Annotated in this window: 21 protein-coding genes; 8 read left to right on the plus strand and 13 right to left on the minus strand. The window is 35.4% G+C overall.

The annotated features are described in order from the left end of the window. Positions 1-36: 36 nt before the first annotated feature. From hscB to iscR, 5 genes are read right to left on the minus strand one after another with little or no spacing between them, the layout of a single operon-like run. Positions 37-555 carry a co-chaperone HscB gene (hscB, locus tag ACGH46_RS03945; RefSeq protein ID WP_267358898.1) on the minus strand — a complete coding sequence of 173 codons (519 nt, stop codon included), beginning with the start codon at positions 553-555 and terminating at the stop codon, positions 37-39. A gap of 14 nt (positions 556-569) precedes the next feature. Beyond that, positions 570-893: an iron-sulfur cluster assembly protein IscA gene (gene iscA / locus ACGH46_RS03950; RefSeq protein WP_267350302.1), complete on the minus strand. Its 324-nt coding sequence runs from the start codon at positions 891-893 to the stop codon at positions 570-572. After that, positions 893-1,279, minus strand: coding sequence for a Fe-S cluster assembly scaffold IscU (gene iscU, locus ACGH46_RS03955; RefSeq protein ID WP_065558572.1), 387 nt, complete (start codon positions 1,277-1,279; stop codon positions 893-895). Before iscU ends, iscA begins: the two co-directional genes overlap by 1 nt. Before the next feature lie 15 nt (positions 1,280-1,294). Then, entirely contained in the window at positions 1,295-2,509 is a 1,215-nt protein-coding gene (locus ACGH46_RS03960) for an IscS subfamily cysteine desulfurase (protein WP_065558571.1), read from the minus strand. Between the two features lie 42 nt (positions 2,510-2,551). Beyond that, a complete protein-coding gene (iscR, locus tag ACGH46_RS03965) occupies positions 2,552-3,001 on the minus strand; it encodes a Fe-S cluster assembly transcriptional regulator IscR (RefSeq protein ID WP_065558570.1) in 450 nt (149 codons plus the stop codon). Positions 3,002-3,164: 163 nt separating this feature from the next. Between iscR and sltY the strand changes: the two genes are divergently transcribed. Beyond that, positions 3,165-5,102, plus strand: a complete 1,938-nt coding sequence (gene sltY, locus ACGH46_RS03970; RefSeq protein ID WP_411604260.1) for a murein transglycosylase — start codon at positions 3,165-3,167, stop codon at positions 5,100-5,102. 11 nt (positions 5,103-5,113) lie between these two features. After that, positions 5,114-5,395, plus strand: coding sequence for a trp operon repressor (gene trpR / locus ACGH46_RS03975; RefSeq protein ID WP_218837341.1), 282 nt, complete (start codon positions 5,114-5,116; stop codon positions 5,393-5,395). Positions 5,396-5,456: 61 nt separating this feature from the next. On the opposite strand, the gene robA is transcribed toward trpR, so the two are convergent. From robA to ACGH46_RS03990, 3 genes are all read right to left on the minus strand, one after another. Beyond that, positions 5,457-6,371, minus strand: coding sequence for an MDR efflux pump AcrAB transcriptional activator RobA (robA, locus tag ACGH46_RS03980; protein ID WP_267350297.1), 915 nt, complete (start codon positions 6,369-6,371; stop codon positions 5,457-5,459). 94 nt (positions 6,372-6,465) lie between these two features. Then, positions 6,466-7,041, minus strand: coding sequence for a Fe-S biogenesis protein NfuA (gene nfuA, locus ACGH46_RS03985; protein WP_065558691.1), 576 nt, complete (start codon positions 7,039-7,041; stop codon positions 6,466-6,468). A gap of 105 nt (positions 7,042-7,146) precedes the next feature. Next, the gene (locus ACGH46_RS03990; RefSeq protein ID WP_411604263.1) at positions 7,147-7,818 is read right to left on the minus strand and encodes a phosphoribosyltransferase family protein; all 672 of its coding nucleotides are present in this window, start codon (positions 7,816-7,818) and stop codon (positions 7,147-7,149) included. Positions 7,819-8,128: 310 nt separating this feature from the next. Here ACGH46_RS03990 and ACGH46_RS03995 point away from each other — a divergent pair, with 310 nt between their 5' ends. Then, complete coding sequence (locus tag ACGH46_RS03995) at positions 8,129-8,692, plus strand: peptidylprolyl isomerase (RefSeq protein ID WP_267379647.1); 564 nt, start codon at positions 8,129-8,131, stop codon at positions 8,690-8,692. A 100-nt stretch (positions 8,693-8,792) separates the two neighbouring features. Here the strand turns inward: ACGH46_RS03995 and ACGH46_RS04000 are convergent, their stop codons facing one another. Further along, positions 8,793-9,395, minus strand: a complete 603-nt coding sequence (locus tag ACGH46_RS04000; protein WP_267358907.1) for a tetratricopeptide repeat protein — start codon at positions 9,393-9,395, stop codon at positions 8,793-8,795. A gap of 153 nt (positions 9,396-9,548) precedes the next feature. Further along, entirely contained in the window at positions 9,549-10,841 is a 1,293-nt protein-coding gene (pepB, locus tag ACGH46_RS04005) for an aminopeptidase PepB (RefSeq protein ID WP_411604392.1), read from the minus strand. A gap of 94 nt (positions 10,842-10,935) precedes the next feature. Between pepB and ACGH46_RS04010 the strand changes: the two genes are divergently transcribed. Further along, positions 10,936-11,709, plus strand: coding sequence for a tyrosine-protein phosphatase (locus ACGH46_RS04010; protein WP_411604266.1), 774 nt, complete (start codon positions 10,936-10,938; stop codon positions 11,707-11,709). Positions 11,710-11,816: 107 nt separating this feature from the next. Continuing rightward, a complete protein-coding gene (gene ftnA / locus ACGH46_RS04015) occupies positions 11,817-12,335 on the plus strand; it encodes a non-heme ferritin (protein WP_267358913.1) in 519 nt (172 codons plus the stop codon). A gap of 51 nt (positions 12,336-12,386) precedes the next feature. Here the strand turns inward: ftnA and ACGH46_RS04020 are convergent, their stop codons facing one another. Beyond that, the gene (locus ACGH46_RS04020; RefSeq protein ID WP_411604268.1) at positions 12,387-13,025 is read right to left on the minus strand and encodes a 4'-phosphopantetheinyl transferase family protein; all 639 of its coding nucleotides are present in this window, start codon (positions 13,023-13,025) and stop codon (positions 12,387-12,389) included. A gap of 77 nt (positions 13,026-13,102) precedes the next feature. Here ACGH46_RS04020 and metC point away from each other — a divergent pair, with 77 nt between their 5' ends. Together metC and tilS are read left to right on the plus strand one after the other, a co-directional pair. Continuing rightward, complete coding sequence (metC, locus tag ACGH46_RS04025; RefSeq protein WP_411589592.1) at positions 13,103-14,320, plus strand: cystathionine beta-lyase; 1,218 nt, start codon at positions 13,103-13,105, stop codon at positions 14,318-14,320. A gap of 32 nt (positions 14,321-14,352) precedes the next feature. After that, positions 14,353-15,633, plus strand: a complete 1,281-nt coding sequence (gene tilS, locus ACGH46_RS04030; protein ID WP_411604395.1) for a tRNA lysidine(34) synthetase TilS — start codon at positions 14,353-14,355, stop codon at positions 15,631-15,633. 91 nt (positions 15,634-15,724) lie between these two features. Here the strand turns inward: tilS and ACGH46_RS04035 are convergent, their stop codons facing one another. Continuing rightward, entirely contained in the window at positions 15,725-17,914 is a 2,190-nt protein-coding gene (locus ACGH46_RS04035; protein ID WP_411604271.1) for a heavy metal translocating P-type ATPase, read from the minus strand. 240 nt (positions 17,915-18,154) lie between these two features. Between ACGH46_RS04035 and ACGH46_RS04040 the strand changes: the two genes are divergently transcribed. Continuing rightward, entirely contained in the window at positions 18,155-18,481 is a 327-nt protein-coding gene (locus tag ACGH46_RS04040; protein ID WP_411604398.1) for a winged helix-turn-helix transcriptional regulator, read from the plus strand. 108 nt (positions 18,482-18,589) lie between these two features. On the opposite strand, the gene suhB is transcribed toward ACGH46_RS04040, so the two are convergent. Continuing rightward, positions 18,590-19,393, minus strand: a complete 804-nt coding sequence (suhB, locus tag ACGH46_RS04045) for an inositol-1-monophosphatase (protein ID WP_411604273.1) — start codon at positions 19,391-19,393, stop codon at positions 18,590-18,592. Positions 19,394-19,571: the final 178 nt, after the last annotated feature.

Below are 19,571 nucleotides of genomic sequence, written 5' to 3' on the forward strand. Positions count from 1 at the left end.
TAACTTATCTCTACTTGATGTGTTATTTATCTTAAATTATAAAGCATATTGCTTTTCTTGTAACTTTTCGATCTGTTCTATTAATCGAGTAAGATAACGAATCTTGTAGATTTGATTTAGGGCGGATTGCCAATCTTGTTGCGATATATTGTTCAACAATTGATTATAAATATCTTTTTTGCGGCCTGATATTTCAGCCCCAAAGCTATCTAATAGTTCAAAGTTTGACTGACTTTCAATATCATCTAGCTTTTCACGCAAAACAAATTGCTCCATTAAAAAATCTGCATCATGAATAATATGTTGTTCCGTTGCCACATCAAAGCCTTGCAAAGATAGGAAATATTCAGCTGCTTTTATAGGATTTTTTAATACTTGATAAGCATCATTAATCATGGCTGATTTTTGAATAATCGCCATTTTTTCACTATCCGATGCCGTTGCAAAATTATCAGGGTGATACTGTCTTTGTAATTGTTGATATTGTAATGTTAACTGCTGCGTATCGACAGGTAATTGAATAGGTAGATGAAATAACTCAAAATAATTATTCACGCTTGATGCCTCAGTTAAACATTAAAGCTTTCGCCACAACCACACTCATTATGCGCATTAGGATTATTGAATTTAAAACCTTCATTTAATCCTTCTTTAACAAAATCAAGTTCAGTGCCATCAATATAGACTAAGCTTTTTTTATCCACGATAACTTTAACATTTTTGTCTACAAATACACTGTCATCGTCATTAATCGTATCAGCAAACTCTAAAACATAAGCCATACCCGAACAACCAGATGTTTTAACGCCTAATCTTAGACCGATGCCTTTTCCACGATTAGTTAAAAAAGCTTGAACACGATCAGCTGCACTAGTGGTTAATGTAATAGCCATTAACTTTGCCCTTTTTTAGTCTTATAGTCATCAATTGCCGCTTTGATTGCATCTTCAGCTAAAATTGAACAGTGAATTTTAACTGGCGGTAAAGCGAGTTCTTTAGCAATATCCGTATTTTTTATTGCTTGTGCTTCATCTAAAGATTTACCTTTAATCCATTCGGTAACTAACGAACTTGAAGCAATTGCGCTACCACAGCCATAAGTTTTAAATTTCGCATCTTCAATAATGCCATCATCATTCACTTTAATTTGAAGTCGCATGACATCGCCACAAGCTGGTGCACCAACCATACCACTACCAACATTCGGATCGTTTTGATCGAACGACCCGACATTGCGAGGGTTTTCGTAATGATCGACTACTTTTTCACTGTATGCCATAATTTACTCCTAATTTTAATGGGCTGACCATTTTATCTTTGATAAATCAACACCATCTTTAAACATTTCCCAAAGCGGAGATAAGTTTCTTAATTTATCAATAGAGTTTTTGATTAACTCAATAACATAATCCACTTCTTCTTCAGTACTAAATCGACCTAGTGAAAAACGGATTGAGCTATGTGCTAATTCATCATTGAGGCCTAGTGCCCGCAATACATAAGAAGGTTCTAAACTCGCTGACGTACAGGCAGAGCCAGAAGATACAGCCAAATCTTTTAATGCCATCATTAACGATTCACCTTCAATATAAGCAAAACTGACATTTAAAATATTTGGTGCACTGTGTTCTAAAGATCCATTTAGATAAACTTCTTCTATATCTTTTAAACCATTCCATAACCGATTTTTGAGTGCCAATAGACGTGGCATTTCAGTAGCCATTTCTTCTTTTGCTATCCGATATGCTTCACCCATACCAACAATTTGGTGCACAGGTAGCGTTCCAGAGCGCATGCCTCGTTCATGACCACCACCATGCATTTGGGCTTCGATACGAACACGTGGTTTACGTCTTACATACAGCCCACCGATACCTTTTGGACCATAGATTTTATGACCTGAAAAAGACATCAAGTCTACTTTCAATTTGGTTACATCAATCGGTAATTTACCAACAGCTTGGGTTGCATCCACGTGGAAAACAATGCCTCTTTCACGACACATTTCACCAATTTTTTCGATATCTTGTATGACGCCTGTTTCATTATTAACGTGCATGATTGATACCACTGTCGTATCACTACGCATTGCCGCTGCGAGTTTGTTTAAATCTAATATTCCATCAGATTCAGGTGCTAAATACGTTACTTCATAACCTTCTCGTTCTAGTTGGCGACAAGTATCAAGCACGGCTTTATGTTCAGTTTTACACGTAATAATATGTTTACCTTTAGCTTGATTAAAGTGTGCTGCACCTTTAATGGCTAAATTGTCCGCTTCAGTCGCGCCAGAAGTAAAAACGATTTCTCGTGAATCGGCACCAATAAGATCGGCTATTTGATTTCGTGCAATATCAACCGCTTCTTCAGCTTGCCAACCAAATTTATGAGAACGAGAGGCGGGGTTACCGAAAATACCATCCAAGGTTAGATACTGCATCATTTTTTCAGCAACTCTAGGATCGACAGGCGTTGTTGCTGCATAATCCATATAAATAGGTAGTTTCATTAAATACTCCCAATGACAAAATCTGTGTACAAATTTTATTGCTTAATTTATTGATATTAGATTGCTTTGTCGACTAGCCACTTCTTTAACTTCTTTATTATTGACTAATTCGCTTAAAGTGATACTTGTTAAAAACTCATCGATACGTTCACTTAGGTCATTCCACAAAGTGTGAGTTAAACATCTCACGCCACCTTGACATCCATCATGACCATAACATTTTGTTGCGTGAACCGTTTCATCGACGGCTTTAACAATTGAACTAATCGCAATTTGATCCATGCTTCGACTAAGCACATAGCCACCACCCGGCCCCCGAACACTAGAGACCAAACCATGTTTACGTAAACGGGCAAATAGTTGTTCAAGATAGGAAAGTGAGATTTGTTGACGTTCTGAGATATCTGCAAGTGATACGGGCCCTAAACCAGAATGTAATGCAATATCCAACATTGCAGTTACTGCATATCTCCCTTTTGATGTCAATTTCATTATTTATTCCCCTTTATATATGGAAGGTATTTTATATATCCTTCAATTTTAGTCAAGTATTTAGTTGACTATTTTAGTGGGAATTAAACCTTAAGTTCTTTCATCGACGAACAATGGTGAAATATGCTAATCTAGTAAACTAATTTGATATAGGAGTTGAGCAATGAAATCACTATTAAAGTGTATTTTAATAATAGGATTACTCTTTACTAAAAGTGCAATCGCGGTTAATACGCAGCAAGATTTACGAGCTAATTACAAAAAATGGCTTAACTCATATCAATCACTCAATCTTAATGAACAAACCGCTCTTTTAAAAGAGCTAAAAGATTACCCACTGTATCCTTATGCTGCAGTACAATATTTTCAAAAAAATATCAAAACGGTTTCCCCAGACATGGTGAGCAATTTTGTCACTCAGTATAGTAAATTTCCGTTAACAGCATCATTAAGTCAATCTTTCTTATCAGAATTGACCAATCGTCAAGATTGGGCTGCTATTGTTGACTTTCCTAAAGATAACTCAATTCAATCTAACTGCCGTTATCAATACGCTTTGTTACAACAGGGTAATCAATCTGTTATAGAGACAATAGAATCATTGTGGCTAACAGGAAAAGAATTACCTTCTGCCTGTGATCCTCTTCTTAATGCATGGAAAGATGCAGGAAAACAAACAAACAATATCATTTTGTTACGAATTGAACTTGCCATAGAAGCGAATAATTTAAAATTAGCACGATATTTAATCAACCTATTAGATAATGACTATAAAACAACCAAAAGTAATTTATATGCTTTATTAGATAATCCGAAAAAATTAGAGGATTTCTCTAAAAATATTAAAACCAGCAATTTTACTAAAAAAATTGTATTGGCTTCTTTTCCTCGAGTAGTTAAAGCGGATATGAATTTTGCGCAAATACTATTGCAAAAACTGGTACAGCAGCAACATCTAAGCGAAACCGAACTCATTGCATTACAAAAAAATTTAGCAAACAGATTTTTCAGTGATTCTGCGACAAATGAGCAAATTAAATGGCGTGATGATTACATTTCCAAGTATCATGATACAACGTTAGTTGAAAAACGCATTCGTGTTGCGATTGATGAAAATAATTATAAAGATATTGCTTATTGGTTATCACAATTAACACCCGAAGATAAATTAAAAGAAGAATGGCAATATTGGCAAGCTCGCGTCTATTTAGACCAAAACAAAAAAAATGAAGCCAATACCATTTTGAAAAAATTATCGGCTAATCGTGGATTTTATGGCATGGTCAGCGCTCAATTGCTTAAGCAAAAATATTCTCTTAACAACCAATCCAGAAAAATTACGCAAGCCGAGATAGCAAATTTAAAATCTAAGTATGATAATCAAACTGTTATAAAACGAATTAAAGAATTACGTTTCTGGAAGAAGTTAACAGAATCAACACGCGAATGGCGCTTTATGTTGAATAATCACGTTGAAAATAATGAATATTTAGATTTAGCTCAATATGCTTATCATAAAGGTTGGGGAGATCTTAGTATCCAAGCAACAATATCTGGAAAACTTTGGAATAATTGGACAGAGCGCTTACCTATTATGTATGAAGATATATATAAACAGGCATTAAAAGGTAAAGAGATATCTCTTTCTTATGCGCTGGCTATATCTCGTCAAGAGAGCGCTTTTGATGCCACGATACAATCACCAGCTGGGGCAAAAGGTTTAATGCAATTAATGCCTGCGACAGCAAAAGAAACAGCAAAAAAAGTTAGCTCAATTAGTTATACATCAACATCTCAGCTATCTGATCCCATGACAAACATAGAATTAGGGACATATTTTCTTAATAATGTTTATCAACAAAATGCTAAAAATCGTATTTTGGCGTCAGCAGCCTATAATGCTGGACCAAGTCGAGTTAAACGATGGTTGAATAATAGTGATGGTAAACTTGATGCAGTAGCTTTTATTGAAAGTATTCCTTTTACTGAAACACGTAATTATGTTAAAAATGTTTTAGTTTATGATTATATTTATCAAAATTTGTTAGGTCAAAAAAGGCATAATATTTTTACCGCAAACGAATTTAACAGAACCTATTAATGGTGGGCATTATGAAAACTCAAGAATGGAAACAAACAGTTGAAATACTACACCAAGCATTTAATGATGGTTATTCACTGGATATATTTAAACTGCTGCTAACCGCAGATGAACGTGATGCTTTAATTACCCGAGTGAAAATAATTCACTCTTTACTTGATGGTTCAATAAATCAAAGACAGCTTAAAGAACAATTAGGTATTGGTATTGCCACTGTCACACGTGGATCAAATAGTTTGAAAGAAGCATCACCAGAATTTAGACAATGGTTAGAAAAAACATTGTTAAATTGATTATAATGCTAGGTTATTACAATTAGTCACAAGATTGATTACAGATAACAACTTAGAATTACTACGAATTTTTCTTTAGAAGAACTTCATTTTCTGTTGCAACTGGCACACAATAATCGCATTCCATACGTTGGATATCTTTTGCCGTTTCAACCGTATTTTTATCTCGATTATGATGGATTTCAATTAAACATCCGGCACGTAAATGAACTTTTAAAGCTGGCATCGCAGCTAAATGCACCTGAGAAATAAAATCTTTAAAGTTTTCTGGTGTGCCAATATATTTGAAACAAAGATACAGACCACCTTCGCTAACAAACTGTTCAATATACTCAAGATGATTATTGTGTTCTAACGCTATAGTATAAAGTAACTCTTGTTCATTAGCATTTTCTTTACTTTTCAAGATACGGTTAAAAGCATAAATTTTATCCGGCAGAATTTCATTTTTATGGGTATAACGAGAAAGATAATTGTGAAAAAATTGCCCTCGCAACTTATTTTCTTCCTCTAATAATTTACTTAAATTACAGTTATTTTTATAAGTAATACCCCAAAATGTCTGTTTTGGCATATTAACGAATTTGGGTTCGGGTAATGTAAGCTGAGTTTTATTAAGTTCAATTGCTGGCGTTAATCCTGTCGGATCCCAAAATTCAGCACGTCGATAACTTGCTGGAGTTTCATTGAACTGTTTTTTAAAAGAACGGGTAAATGTCTGCTGAGAATCAAAACGATATTGCATGGCAATATCTAAAATCGGTTTACTTGTCATTCGTAAAGAAAGTGCAGCATAAGTTAACCTACGATGACGAATGTAAGTACCAAGTACCTGACCGGTTACTTCTTTAAACATACGTTGTAAATGCCACTTTGAATAACCTGATTTTTGAGCAACATGATCAATAGACAAAGGCTGCTCCAGATTTTTTTCAATCCAAACGATAAGATCTGAAATAATGCTGACTTGATTCATAAAACCCCATCATAAAGTGAACTGGCAGACATCATGCGATTATGACTTAATCTTAGCAATAAGCAAGATTTAAATCCAAATTATTTAGTTTTTCTTAACAAAAAGAGTGTGTTCCTGCTTGATGCTCAGTCACATCTTTTACGCCTGCAAGTTCAGGAAATTCCATTAATAATTGTTTTTCAATTCCTTCTTTCAACGTATAATCAACCATTGAACAACCGTTACAGCCCCCCCCAAATTGAAGGACAACATAATTGTCTTCCGTTAGTTCAATTAAACTTACCATACCGCCATGACTAGCAAGTTGAGGATTAATTTGAGTTTGAATCGTATAATTGACGCGTTCAATTAAAGGTGCATCATCGCTGACTTTTCTCATTTTGGAATTTGGCGCTTTTAACGTCAATTGCGAACCCAATTCATCAGTAACATAATCGATAACGGTTTCTTCTAAAAATGGTGCACTCATTTCATCAATGTATACCGAAAAATCTGCAAACTTTTCTTCTATATCACTATCTTCTACAGTATCAGCAGGACAATAAGAAACACCACACTCTGCACTTGGCGTACCAGGATTCATGACAAAGACACGAATTTGTGTATCTTGTGGTTGATTGGCTAGTAGTTTTTTGAAATGTTGCTGAGCTGATTCAGAAATGGTAATAATAGACATAACCCCTCACTTTTGATGCAATTAGGTAATAAACTAGCTAATTGATTTGTTGTAATAGTTGACCAACTATGTTGGTTATTATAGGGACTGTTTACAATTTTACAATACTGTGCGACATAAACAAATCACTTGAATATTCATTGCCCCGCATTTTTTTAGTTGCTGACTAACAGCATTTATTGTGTTTCCCGTAGTGACAATATCATCAATAAGCATTACCGATTTTTGAGAAAGATTTTTTCGACATTCATAAAGTGTTTCTACATTTTGTTTACGTTCTTTTAATGAAAGCTTTTTCTGATCTATTGCTCGTTGATGTCGATAGAGTAAATGAGGATAAAAATCACAATTTAACCATTTCGCTATCACTTTTGCCAACAATTCTGCTTGATTAAATCCTCTTGACCAATAACGTATATGATGTAATGGAACGCAAGTGACTAAATCCGGTTTTATGATTTCATTTGCAAGTCGTTTTTTATACCATGTTAAAAACATTAATCTTGCCAGAGCCAATGTCAGTTCCGTTTTATGATAAAACTTTAATTGCTGAATTAATTTTTTTAACGGATTAATGTATTCGCTAGTCCCAATTAATGTATCCCAGTAGGGTTTATTTTCAAGACAACGATAACAAATCTGAGTGGATAAAGAATGCGGTAAACAACATTGCGGACATACCTTGTTTAATTTCGGTATGTTTTTTGAACATTGATAACAAATTCCATGATGTGCCAAATATAATGGCATATTGCATAAGAAGCAACGCATAATTCTCCAACTTTAAAAATAATGTCATCCAAAAATTTAAAACAATCATTTAATAAAGGATAAAACGTCAATACTAAGAGTTTGTTTTCAGACCATCGCATATCGTTCAAAAAATACTTTTTTCAGCCATAAAAATAGTACTCAAATGCAAAAACTTACTTATAATATCTTGTTTAACATGTTGAAAAATATTAAATAAACAATAACTCGAACTATTTCACAAAATTTTTTTGTATTTTGCACAATTGTTATTTAAATAAATTTTATATTCGGTATAATCAACAAACAAATGGACTAAGGAACAAATATAATGAATAAAATCAGATCATTAATCATCACATTGTGCTTAATTTTACTTTCACCCATTGCATTAGCAGATACAAAAGTATTGTTGCAAACCAGTATGGGGGATATTGAAATTGAATTAGACAATGAGCATGCACCAATTACGACCAAAAACTTTCTTGATTATGTTAAAAGTGGTTTCTATGAAAACACCACTTTTCATCGTGTGATCCCTAATTTTATGATTCAAGGTGGTGGAGCAGACGGTGAATTAAAATTTAAAGAAACAAATGCCCCAATTAAAAACGAAGCAGATAATGGATTAAAAAATGTGCGTGGTACGATTGCAATGGCCAGAACCGGTGTCATCGATAGTGCAACGAGCCAATTTTTTATTAATGTTGTCGATAATCATTTTCTCAACCACGATCCATCCAAAGATTATGGTTACGCAGTATTTGGAAAAGTGATAAAAGGAATGGATGTTGTTGATAAAATTGTCAATGTGCCAACTAAACGGATGGGCCCACATCAAAATGTACCGATTGAGCCAATTTATATTAAAAAAGCAATTATCATAACAGAATAAATGATTTTATTTATTCTACTTCATTTATTCAAAAGAACTGTCTTAATGATCTAAGACAGTTCAGTTTTAACATATTTTAATTAGTTCTATTTGTTTTATATTATCGCAAGCTTTTATTATCACAAGCTTCATCTATGCCAAGACTACAGGCTTTCTTAAAGTACTTAATGGCTAACAGTCTATTTTTTTCTACTCCTTCACCATTGTAATACATGACACCTAAATTATTTAACGCTTCTGGCGAATCTTGCTCCGCTGCTTTCTTATACCAGAACACAGCTGTTTCTTTATTTTTTTCGACACCTTCCCCTTCATCATACATTATCGCTAAATTATATTGAGCATCAACTAAACCTTGTTCGGCAGCTTTTTTATACCAATAAACAGCCTTTTGATCATCTTCTTCAACACCTTCACCTTCATCATACATTAGTGCTAAATAATATTGTGCCTGATCATATCCTTGTTCTGCTGATTTAGTTACCCAATGTAATACCTTATCGAAATCTCCCTCAACGCCCAAACCTTCCTCATAAGCTTGAGCCAAATAAAATTGAGCTTTTTTATCACCTTGTTCGGCTTCTTTTTGGCAAGCATCAAAAGCTTTATCATACTCTTCTGAATTCCAATATTTCTCACACTCGCCAGCGTAGGTTGCATTTGAAAACAATACTGTTAACAAAATAAAAAATACTTTTTTCATATCTTTCCTTATATCTCTAAATTATAAACATTTGACAAATTTTAAACTCTGCCTATTGTAGGAAAAAAACTCAAATTAGCAATAACAAAAATTATTAAGAATTATTAAACTAATCGGTTTTAATAAATAGATATTACATCCCTTAACAATGAATCATGCTTTTTTTAATTTACTCAATAAGTGAGCAATAGTTCTGACCCCAACACCTGTTGCTCCCGTTGCCCATAATGCAGTTGCACTTTTACGGAAAGTGGCTGAGCAATCGATATGTAACCAGTTTTGCTGATAATTTTTAATAAAATGTGATAAAAATGCCGCTGCAGTACTTGCCCCTGCTGTGTTAGGTAATCCAGAATTGGACATGTCTGCAAATGATGAAGGAAATTGAGAGCGATGAAATTCGGCTAACGGTAAACGCCAAAATGCTTCATGCTCAATATCGCTACTTGCCAATAACAATTGAGCAAATTTATCATCAAATGAAAGTAGTGATTGATAATCATTACCCACCGCAATTTTTGCTGCACCCGTCAATGTTGCACAATCGATAATATAATGTGGTTTATCATTATCGGCACAAATTAACCCATCGGCTAACACTAAACGACCTTCAGCATCGGTATTATCAATTTCAACTGTTTTACCATTACGATAACAAATAATATCCCCGAGTTTAAAAGCGCTACCACTCACTAAGTTATCTGCACAACATAGATAAAGTTTAATACGGTGATTTATGCCTCGTGCAATAGCAAGCGCTAATGCACCAGCGACTAGCGCTGCTCCGCCCATATCTGAGCGCATCGACTCCATAAAACTACTTGGTTTTAAACTATAACCTCCAGAATCAAATGTGATCCCTTTACCCACTAAACAAGCAATAATCGGTGTTGTTGGATTTTTACCCGGATTATAATCAAGTTCAAGTAGCGCTGCCGGTCTATCTGAGCCTTTGCCAACAGTATAGATCCCCATATAATCATGCTCTTTTAATGCTTCGCCTGAAATAATTTTGTATGTTACGTCTGTCGAATATTGACTGATGAGTTTGGCACTTTGCGTAGCTAATTCAAGTGGGCTCAATGTTTCCGCTTGCTGGTTAACAATATCTCGACACCAATCAATAATGGTCAGACGATGTGTTAATTCTGCTTTATCTTTCCTATCCAGCTTTGCCCAAGTGACTTTATTGTTGTTTTTTGCATTACGATAACCCAACCAAAAATGCCAACAAGCTTCTAAATCCCATCCTTGACCACTAAGTTTAACCGATTTAATACCTTGATTATCGAGTTTACGCCCTGCACGTTGAATTGCCCCTAAACGATGCTCAGTTTTATAATGAATGGTAATTGATTCATCTGAAAAACTCAGTAGTGCATCTTTACCCCATTGCGAGGGTGCAGGTTTTTCAGAAAGTACAATAGATAACATCGACATAAGCAGAACTCCAATTATTGATAAAAATAAAACAATGGCTTAATTCTAATCAGAAACATGCTAATATAGCAAGCAGGTTAAGAATAAATAAGGATTCGTTATGACATCTGCTGTACCAATAAAAAATGGAATTAATTTTCGTGATTTAGGTGGAATTAAAACACAAGATGGACGTCAAATACGTAAAGGAAAATTATATCGTGCAGGTGAATTTTCACGTATTAGCGAACAAGAAAAAGACTTCTTAGCGAATGAATTAAAATTACACTTCATTTTAGACTATCGAGATCCGAACGAAATCAATCGCTATCCCGACAATTTATGGCGTCATGCCAACTATATTAATGTTCCGGCAAATCCATTAAGTGATGAAGTGACAGCTAGTTTAACCTCAGAAATTGAAGATGATATTTTTACCATTAAAAAAACGTCACCCTTTGATTTTATGATCAAACTTTATCAATTATTACCTTTCAATAATCCTGCTTATCAAAAACTCACTGACATTTTATTAAATGGTAATGGGCAGCCCTTAGTTCAGCATTGTGCTGTCGGCAAGGATAGAACGGGCATTGGTGTCGCTTTAACACTGTTTGCATTAGGCGTGAGTGAAGACGTTGTCATGCAAGACTATCTACTTACCGAACAATTATTAAAAGATTTTCGTGACACCATTCTTAACCAGAATAAAAACCAATTAACGGCAACCGAACTTGAAAATCAAAAAGTGATTTTTGCTGCTAAAGAAGCATACCTAACCGCCGCAATAACGGCAATTAAACAGCGTTATCAGACTATTGATAATTGGTTAGCTCAGGAATATCAATTAGATAATAACAAAAGAAAGGTACTTCAAGACCTTTATCTAATTTAGACAATATTAACGATATAGATAATTAATCTATACATAAATAATAATCACATCAACGATGTTATCGATTGAAATGTGAAGTCATAAAATAGCAATGTGAGGAAATAAAAATGTTAACCGATCAAATGGTCAAAAAACTTAATGAGCAATTAAATTTAGAGTTTTACTCTTCAAATCTGTACCTACAAATGAGTGCTTGGTGTGATGACCAAAATTTTCCATCTTTCGGAAAGTTTTTAAGAGATCATGCGGGTGAAGAACGCCAACATATGGAGCGTTTATTTGATTATGTTTTAGATTGTGGCTCCTTAGCTTTAATTGGCAAAATTGAAGCCCCTGAATCACAATATCCTTCTTTACTTGAATTATTTAAAGTGGCTTATCAGCACGAACTTAAAATTACCAAAGCAATTAATGCGCTGGTTGATTATGCGTTAACACAAAAAGATTTTTCGACATTTAACTTTTTACAATGGTATGTTTCTGAACAACATGAAGAAGAAAAACTCTTCAAAAGCATTGTCGATAAACTAGAATTAGTCGGTGAAAATAAGCGTGACCTATTCTTTATGGATAAAGATTTTAACAAAACGTTAAGTGAATCAGGTTTATTAACGACCAACGAATAATTAATACAACATGTTAATCTGCTTCATTTTTGATGTGGCAGATTAGCGTCTTTAACGTTGTAAGATAAACCTTGTTATCGGCACACTACTATTGACCGCCAAATGGACATCATCAATCTGCTGATATTGATAATAAAAATGACTTGCAAAAGGAGCATGAATCAATTGGTGATTAAGGTCAATTTTCACAGATTTCATTTGCCAAACACCTTTCGCATACAGCTTTAAAGCAGACTCTTTTAACGTCCATAGTTGCCAAAAAGCCGATAATGTATCGGTTTGTGCTATCATCCATTGATATTCATCACCATCAAAAAAGTTTTCTGCTACTTTTAAATAGTGTTTACGCTGGCGAGCCAGTTCAATATCTAAACCTACTTTACCGTTTAAAGATATCGCGACAGCTACCCTATCTTGGCTATGGCTGATATTAAAATCAGGAAGAGTTCGATCTAAAAAACATGGGCGACTATTTTCACCGATTACGATTGTTGGCAAGGTAGAGTAATGGCAATACTGATTAAGCAAATCTGCTAATATCGAACGACAGATTAAAAACTGTTTTTTACGTTGCCCATTCATCTGATTGGCATCGTTGATAATTTGCTCTGATAACAACGCATAATTAATTGTCGCCGTATTTAAATTGGCTAGTTGGACGATTAGCATAATTGAAAAGCCAGTATTCATAAAAATTATTTTTTACTATTTTAACAGCATGCTATGCTAACTGTTATTAAAATTTCTCAGATAGCTAAGGATACATCATGTCATTACAAACCAAATTAGTGAATGCTGGTCGCAAAAAACGCTATACCCAAGGCGCTGTAAATTCGGTAATTCAGCGTGCTTCTTCATTAGTCTTCGACACTGTCGCTGCAAAAAAAGAAGCAACAGAAAATCGAGCCAAAGGGGCACTATTCTATGGACGCCGAGGCACATTAACCCACTTTTCACTTCAAGATGCCATGATTGAAATTGAAGGCGGAGCCGGATGTTATCTTTATCCATGTGGTGCAGCTGCAATTGCTAATGCCATTTTAGCTTTTGTAAAAACCGGGGATCATATCCTTGTATCCGAAGCCAGCTACGAACCAACTCAAGAATTTTGTAATCATATTTTAAAGGATCTTGGCGTCGAAACCGATTACTTTTCACCTTTAGTTGGTCGCTATATCACTAACCATATTAAACCGAATACCAAAGTCGTATTTTTAGAATCGCCAAGCTCCATTACCATGGAAGTGCATGATGTACCGGCCATCGTTAAAGCGATTCGCCATGCAAATCCTGATATTATCATTATGATGGATACGACTTGGGCTGCTGGTGTATTATTTAAAGCCTTAGATCATGATATTGATATCTCAATTCAGGCAGGCACAAAATATTTAATTGGTCATTCTGATGCAATGTTAGGTACCGCGGTTGCTAATGAAAGATGCTGGGATAGACTACGAGAACGCTCTTATTTAATGGGACAAATGTGCGATGCCGATACGGCTTATATGGCAGCACGAGGGTTACGCACCTTAGCTATCAGATTAAAACAACATCATGAAAGTGGATTAAAAATAGCAAAATGGTTGGCTAATCACCCGCAAGTTGCAACAGTGAATCACCCAGCATTAGAAAGTTGCAAAGGACATGAATTTTTTAAGCGTGATTTTACGGGAGCAAGTGGACTATTTTCTTTTATACTTCATGATCGCCTAAGTGATGTTCAACTTTCCGATTTTCTGGATAATTTAACCCATTTTTCTATGGCTTATTCATGGGGCGGATTTGAGTCATTAATTTTAGCCAATCAACCGGAAGAACTAGCTAAAATTAGACCTGTTTCGGGTATTAGTTTTACAGGCACACTCATCCGATTACATATCGGTCTTGAAGACCCTGAAGATTTAATTGCTGATCTTGCTGCTGGTTTAGAAAGAATCAATCAGCATAATCATAAAGCAAATGCACTACAAAGCTTAGTATAATCGGGAAAAACATGGATAATCAAAGTCAACTCATGATTGATCAAACCATCACACAGACCATTTCAACATGTTTAAAAAAACACCGTAAGCTATTGGTAGCTTATAGTGGCGGGGTTGATTCCACTGTATTGTTACATGCACTAGTCAAATTGAAACAACAAGCTGATCTAGCAGTACGAGCCATTTATATTCATCATGGTTTAAGTCAAAATGCAGATAATTGGGCAAGCCATTGCCAACAACAATGCCAACAATGGGAAATCCCTTTTATTATTGAAAAGGTTAAGCTTGATATCTCGGCAGGCAATATTGAAGAACAAGCTCGACATGCTCGTTATCAAGCGATTTATCGTCATTTGAAAAGCGATGAAATGCTATGCACAGCACAACATCTTGATGACCAATGCGAAACGTTTTTGTTAGCTTTAAAAAGAGGAAGCGGTCCATCAGGGTTATCAGCCATGCCCGTTGAAAACCAACAACATCTTCGACCGTTACTCACTATTTCACGTAAACAAATAGAAGCGTATGCCAATTGGCATCAATTAACTTGGATAGAAGATGAAAGTAATCAAGATGACCATTATGATCGCAATTTTCTTAGATTAAATGTTTTGCCAATTATTGATCAACGTTGGCCTCAGTTTTCACAAATGGTTGCCCGAAGTGCATCGCTTTGCCAACAACAAGAAGCTTTAATTAACGAGCTGTTACTTAACGATTTTCATCAAGTATTAACCCAGCAAGGTCAGCTACGCTTGTCGCCATTACGCGATTATTCAGAATATAAACGCAATGCCATTTTACGCATGTGGCTACGACATCAACACGTTATGATGCCTAGCCAAAAACAACTAGCACTTATTTGGCAAACCGTTGTTCAAGCAAAGAACGATGCTAATCCGCAATTCGTTTTACACCATAAGCAAATTCGCCGTTATCAAAATTTACTTTATCTATTGCCACTCTATAAAGATACTGAACAACAAGTCATAAATTGGGATCTGACTTCGCCTTTAGTTTTACCTGATCATATCGGTGAGTTACATGCTCTTTATCAAGATGATTTAACGTGTCGTCTACCGAACAGAGACGAACATGTTACCGTACGCTTTCATGCTCAAGGACAGCTTCAAATCGTTAATCGTCAAGGCTCAAGAGCAATCAAAAAACTATGGCAAGAAAACCATATTCCACCTTGGATGCGAACACGCATCCCTTTGATATATTATAATGAACAACTTATTTGTGCTGTCGGCGTGTTTGTGACTGAGCAAGGAAAAGGTTCGCAAATTGATTTTCGTGTCACTTAGGAAATAAGCCACTTGCTCATTATCAATCAGCTATCAAACCATTAAGGGACATTATCCATTGCCCCTTAAGTTAAAGGTTAACAAGCTAATTTTATTTTGTTTCTGCTCTTGGCTTCCAGCGTTTTAGTAATAATGCATTAGTCACCACACTAACACTACTTAAAGCCATAGCAGCGCCAGCAATCATTGGGTTTAAAAAACCAAATGCCGCTAATGGAATACCAATTAAATTATAGAAAAACGCCCAAAATAAGTTTTGTTTGATCTTATTATATGTTCGACGAGAAATATCAATAGCATCAGCGATAAGGTATAAATTACCTCGCATTAAGGTAATACTTGCCGTATGCATTGCCACATCAGTACCTGTTCCCATGGCAATGCCGATATCAGCGGCAGCCAACGCTGGCGCATCATTAATGCCATCCCCTACCATTGCTACTTGATTATTGGTATTGGTATGGCTCTCTTTTTGCAATTGATAAATATAGTTGGCTTTATCTTGGGGTAACACTTCGGCTATCACTTTATCTAAATTTAATTGTTGACCCACATAATTTGCCACTTGTTGATTATCACCAGTTAGCATGACAGTATTAACATGCAATTGATGTAATGCATCAATTGCATTTCTCGCTTCAGGTTTAATCACATCAGCAAAGCCAAATAAAGCAAGTATCACGACACTATCTTCAGCTTGTTGTTTAGCCAAAAATGAAATAGTGTACCCTTTACTGGTTAGCTCATCTATTTTATCATCCATGTTTACAAAATAGGCGTTTAACGATTTCATCCAACGCAAACTTCCTAAATAGTATTCGGTATTATCAATCGTTGCCATGACGCCCGATCCTGTTACTGATGTGATATTTTTCGCATAATCATACTTTTTAGCTTTAGATAACATAGCTTTTGCTAATGGATGTTCACTACCAGCTTGCATCGATGCAGCAAGTGACAAAATCTGATCGGGTGTTTCAGTTCCAACGACATCGATTTCCACCAAGTCAGGTTTACCTTCTGTTAAGGTGCCTGTTTTATCAAATGCGACAGTGTTAACATTATGCAATATTTCTAAAGCTTCAGCATCTTTAATCAAAATACCTTGACGTGCAGCCACACCCGTGCCAACCATAATCGCTGTGGGTGTTGCCAATCCTAAAGCACATGGGCAAGCAATCACCAATACAGCAACGGCATGAAGTAATGCTTGTTGCCAATCATGATAAATAATTCCCCAAGCCAATAAGGTAATCAAAGCAATGATCAAAATGACTGGGACAAAAATTGCGCTGATACGATCGACAATTCGCTGAATAGGTGCTTTTTTAGCCTGTGCAGATTCGACCATTTCAATAATTTTAGACAGTTTTGAATCAGATTGGATAGCGGTAGTTTTGACGATTATCAGTCCTTCACCATTAATGGTGCCACCCGTGACCACATCATTAACAGTTTTATTAACTGGAAAACTTTCTCCGGTTAACATCGATTCATCACTACTGGATGTGCCTTCCATAATAATACCGTCAACTGGAATACGTTCACCGGGTTTAATCACGACAATATCGTTCACTTTAACTTGGCTAATCGGTAAACTAATTTCGTGATCCCCTTGTCTGACTAATGCGACTTCAGGTCTTAATGCTGAAAGTGCTTCGATCGCTTGTGTGGTTTGATGTTTCGCTCTTGACTCTAACCATTTACCCACTAAGATTAAAGTTATAATTACAACAGATGATTCGAAATAGAGATGATCATAATGCCCTGTAATTAATTGATATAACGATAAACCATAAGCTGCACTGGTACCTATAGCCACTAATAAATCCATATTACCAGTGAAAGCTTTTAAAGCACTAAAACCACTTCGGTAAAATTTAGCACCAAGACCGAATTGAACAATCGAAGCCAGAATAAATTGTAACCATGCAGGCATCATTAAATGGAAACCAAATGGCTCTAATAACATTGGTAAAACAAAAGGAATAGCGAATAAAATGGACACCACAATCGGCCAAAGTGATGCTTGTTTTTCAGTATCTTTTGCATGTGTTTGCTGATCCGTCATTTTCACCGCATGATAACCTGCTTTATCTACCGCTGACATCAGTGTTGCTAAATTAACATTTGAATTTGCTTTAACGGTTGCTTTTTCAGTTGCTAGATTCACGCTAACATCAATTACTCCATCAACCTTTTTAATCGCCTTTTCAACACGACTAACGCATGATGCGCAGCTCATATCTTCAACATAAAAATTATATTCAACTGTTTTCATTTGACGCATCCTTTGGTGAGAGGGTTGTTAAGATTAAAAAACGTTCTCAACAAATTTTTTTGATTACTTAACAAATATTTTAATACTAATTATTCGAATAACAAGAATGCACTTTTTTGATATATACTATCCAAAAAGATACTATTGAGGCATTAAGTGAAAAATCATTTAGTTAAAACCTATAACAACGAGCAAAGCTTGGAATCTGTTATTCACTGTCCGGTTGAAACAACAATCAATATGATTGGAGGTAAATATAAATCATTAATTTTATGGAAACTGATGACAAACAAAACATTAAGATTTTCTCAGTTACAAAAAGAAATTCCTTGCGCCACACCAAAAATGTTAACTCAGCAGTTACGTGAACTCGAATCCAATCAATTAATCAACCGAAAAGTGTTTCCTGTCGTCCCACCAAAAGTAGAATATTCCTTAACAGATTTTGGCAAAAGTATTAAACCTGTATTAGAAGCAATGTATCAATGGGGAAGCCATTGTTTAAATCGCCAAGGGCTGAATATCAATTGTACAATGGCAGCAATAGCTGACCATCCTAAACAATAATCACTTTAATACAAGATGCTTTGCATCAATTACTTTTCCTTAGTGATCAAAAAGACAAGCAATAAATAAGAGGAAACAGCGTTATTACAACGCTGTTCATAATAGAAATTAATTACGTAATTTTTCTGGCCAATCGTTTTGAGTAGACACTAATAAATCTTTCACGACTCGTGGATTACCAGCCACAACATTACCAGATACCATATAATTATTACCACCGGCAAAATCGGTAATGACACCACCAGCTTCACGTAAGATGAGTTCACCTGCCGCAATATCCCAAGGTTTTAAACCGATTTCGAAAAATCCATCTAAACGACCTGCTGCCACATAAGCCAAATCTAATGCTGCTGAACCAGTGCGACGAAAATCACCGCATTTAGTAAATAGTTTTTGTAAAACTGCAAAATAGCTATGGCTATATTGTTTCGCTTTAAATGGAAATGCGGTTGCCAGTATACTTCCATTTAAATCTTTAGCATTGCTGACACGAATACGATAGCCATTTAGCTGAGCACCTTTACCTCGTGCAGCAGTATACAATTCATTGCTCATTGGATTATAAACCACTGCTACTTCGGTTTTACCTTTTACTCGAGCAGCAATAGACACAGCAAAATGTGGGATATTCTTAATAAAATTGGTGGTACCATCAATTGGGTCGATTATCCACTGCGTATCGGCATCGCTACCTTTAGCAAGACCACTTTCTTCAGCGATAATAGTGTGATCTGGATACGCTTTTTTAATTGTTTCAATAATTAAAGCTTCAGCAGCACGATCTGCGTTGGTTGCAAAATCGTTAGCACCTTTAGTATCAATTTCGATTGAACTAGGATTTTCATAAGCCTTAATGGCAACATTACCTGCTTTGCGAGCAGCACGAATAGCAATATTAAGCATCGGATGCATAATTTTCTTCCAATTGATGATGTTAAAGAACGGGTTGTTTTGGCAAACTTTAAAAGTGATACCAAAATTTACGGCATAGTATAAAGGTTTTATCAGCTTATTGCCAGATTATGTTGGGAATGTCAGCGATATTATTGATTTTGAGAAAAATAACGCAACATCCCAAATTCACCGCATT

The sequence above is a fragment of the Gilliamella sp. CG22 genome (assembly GCF_046635725.1).
Lineage (GTDB): Bacteria > Pseudomonadota > Gammaproteobacteria > Enterobacterales > Orbaceae > Gilliamella > Gilliamella apicola_I.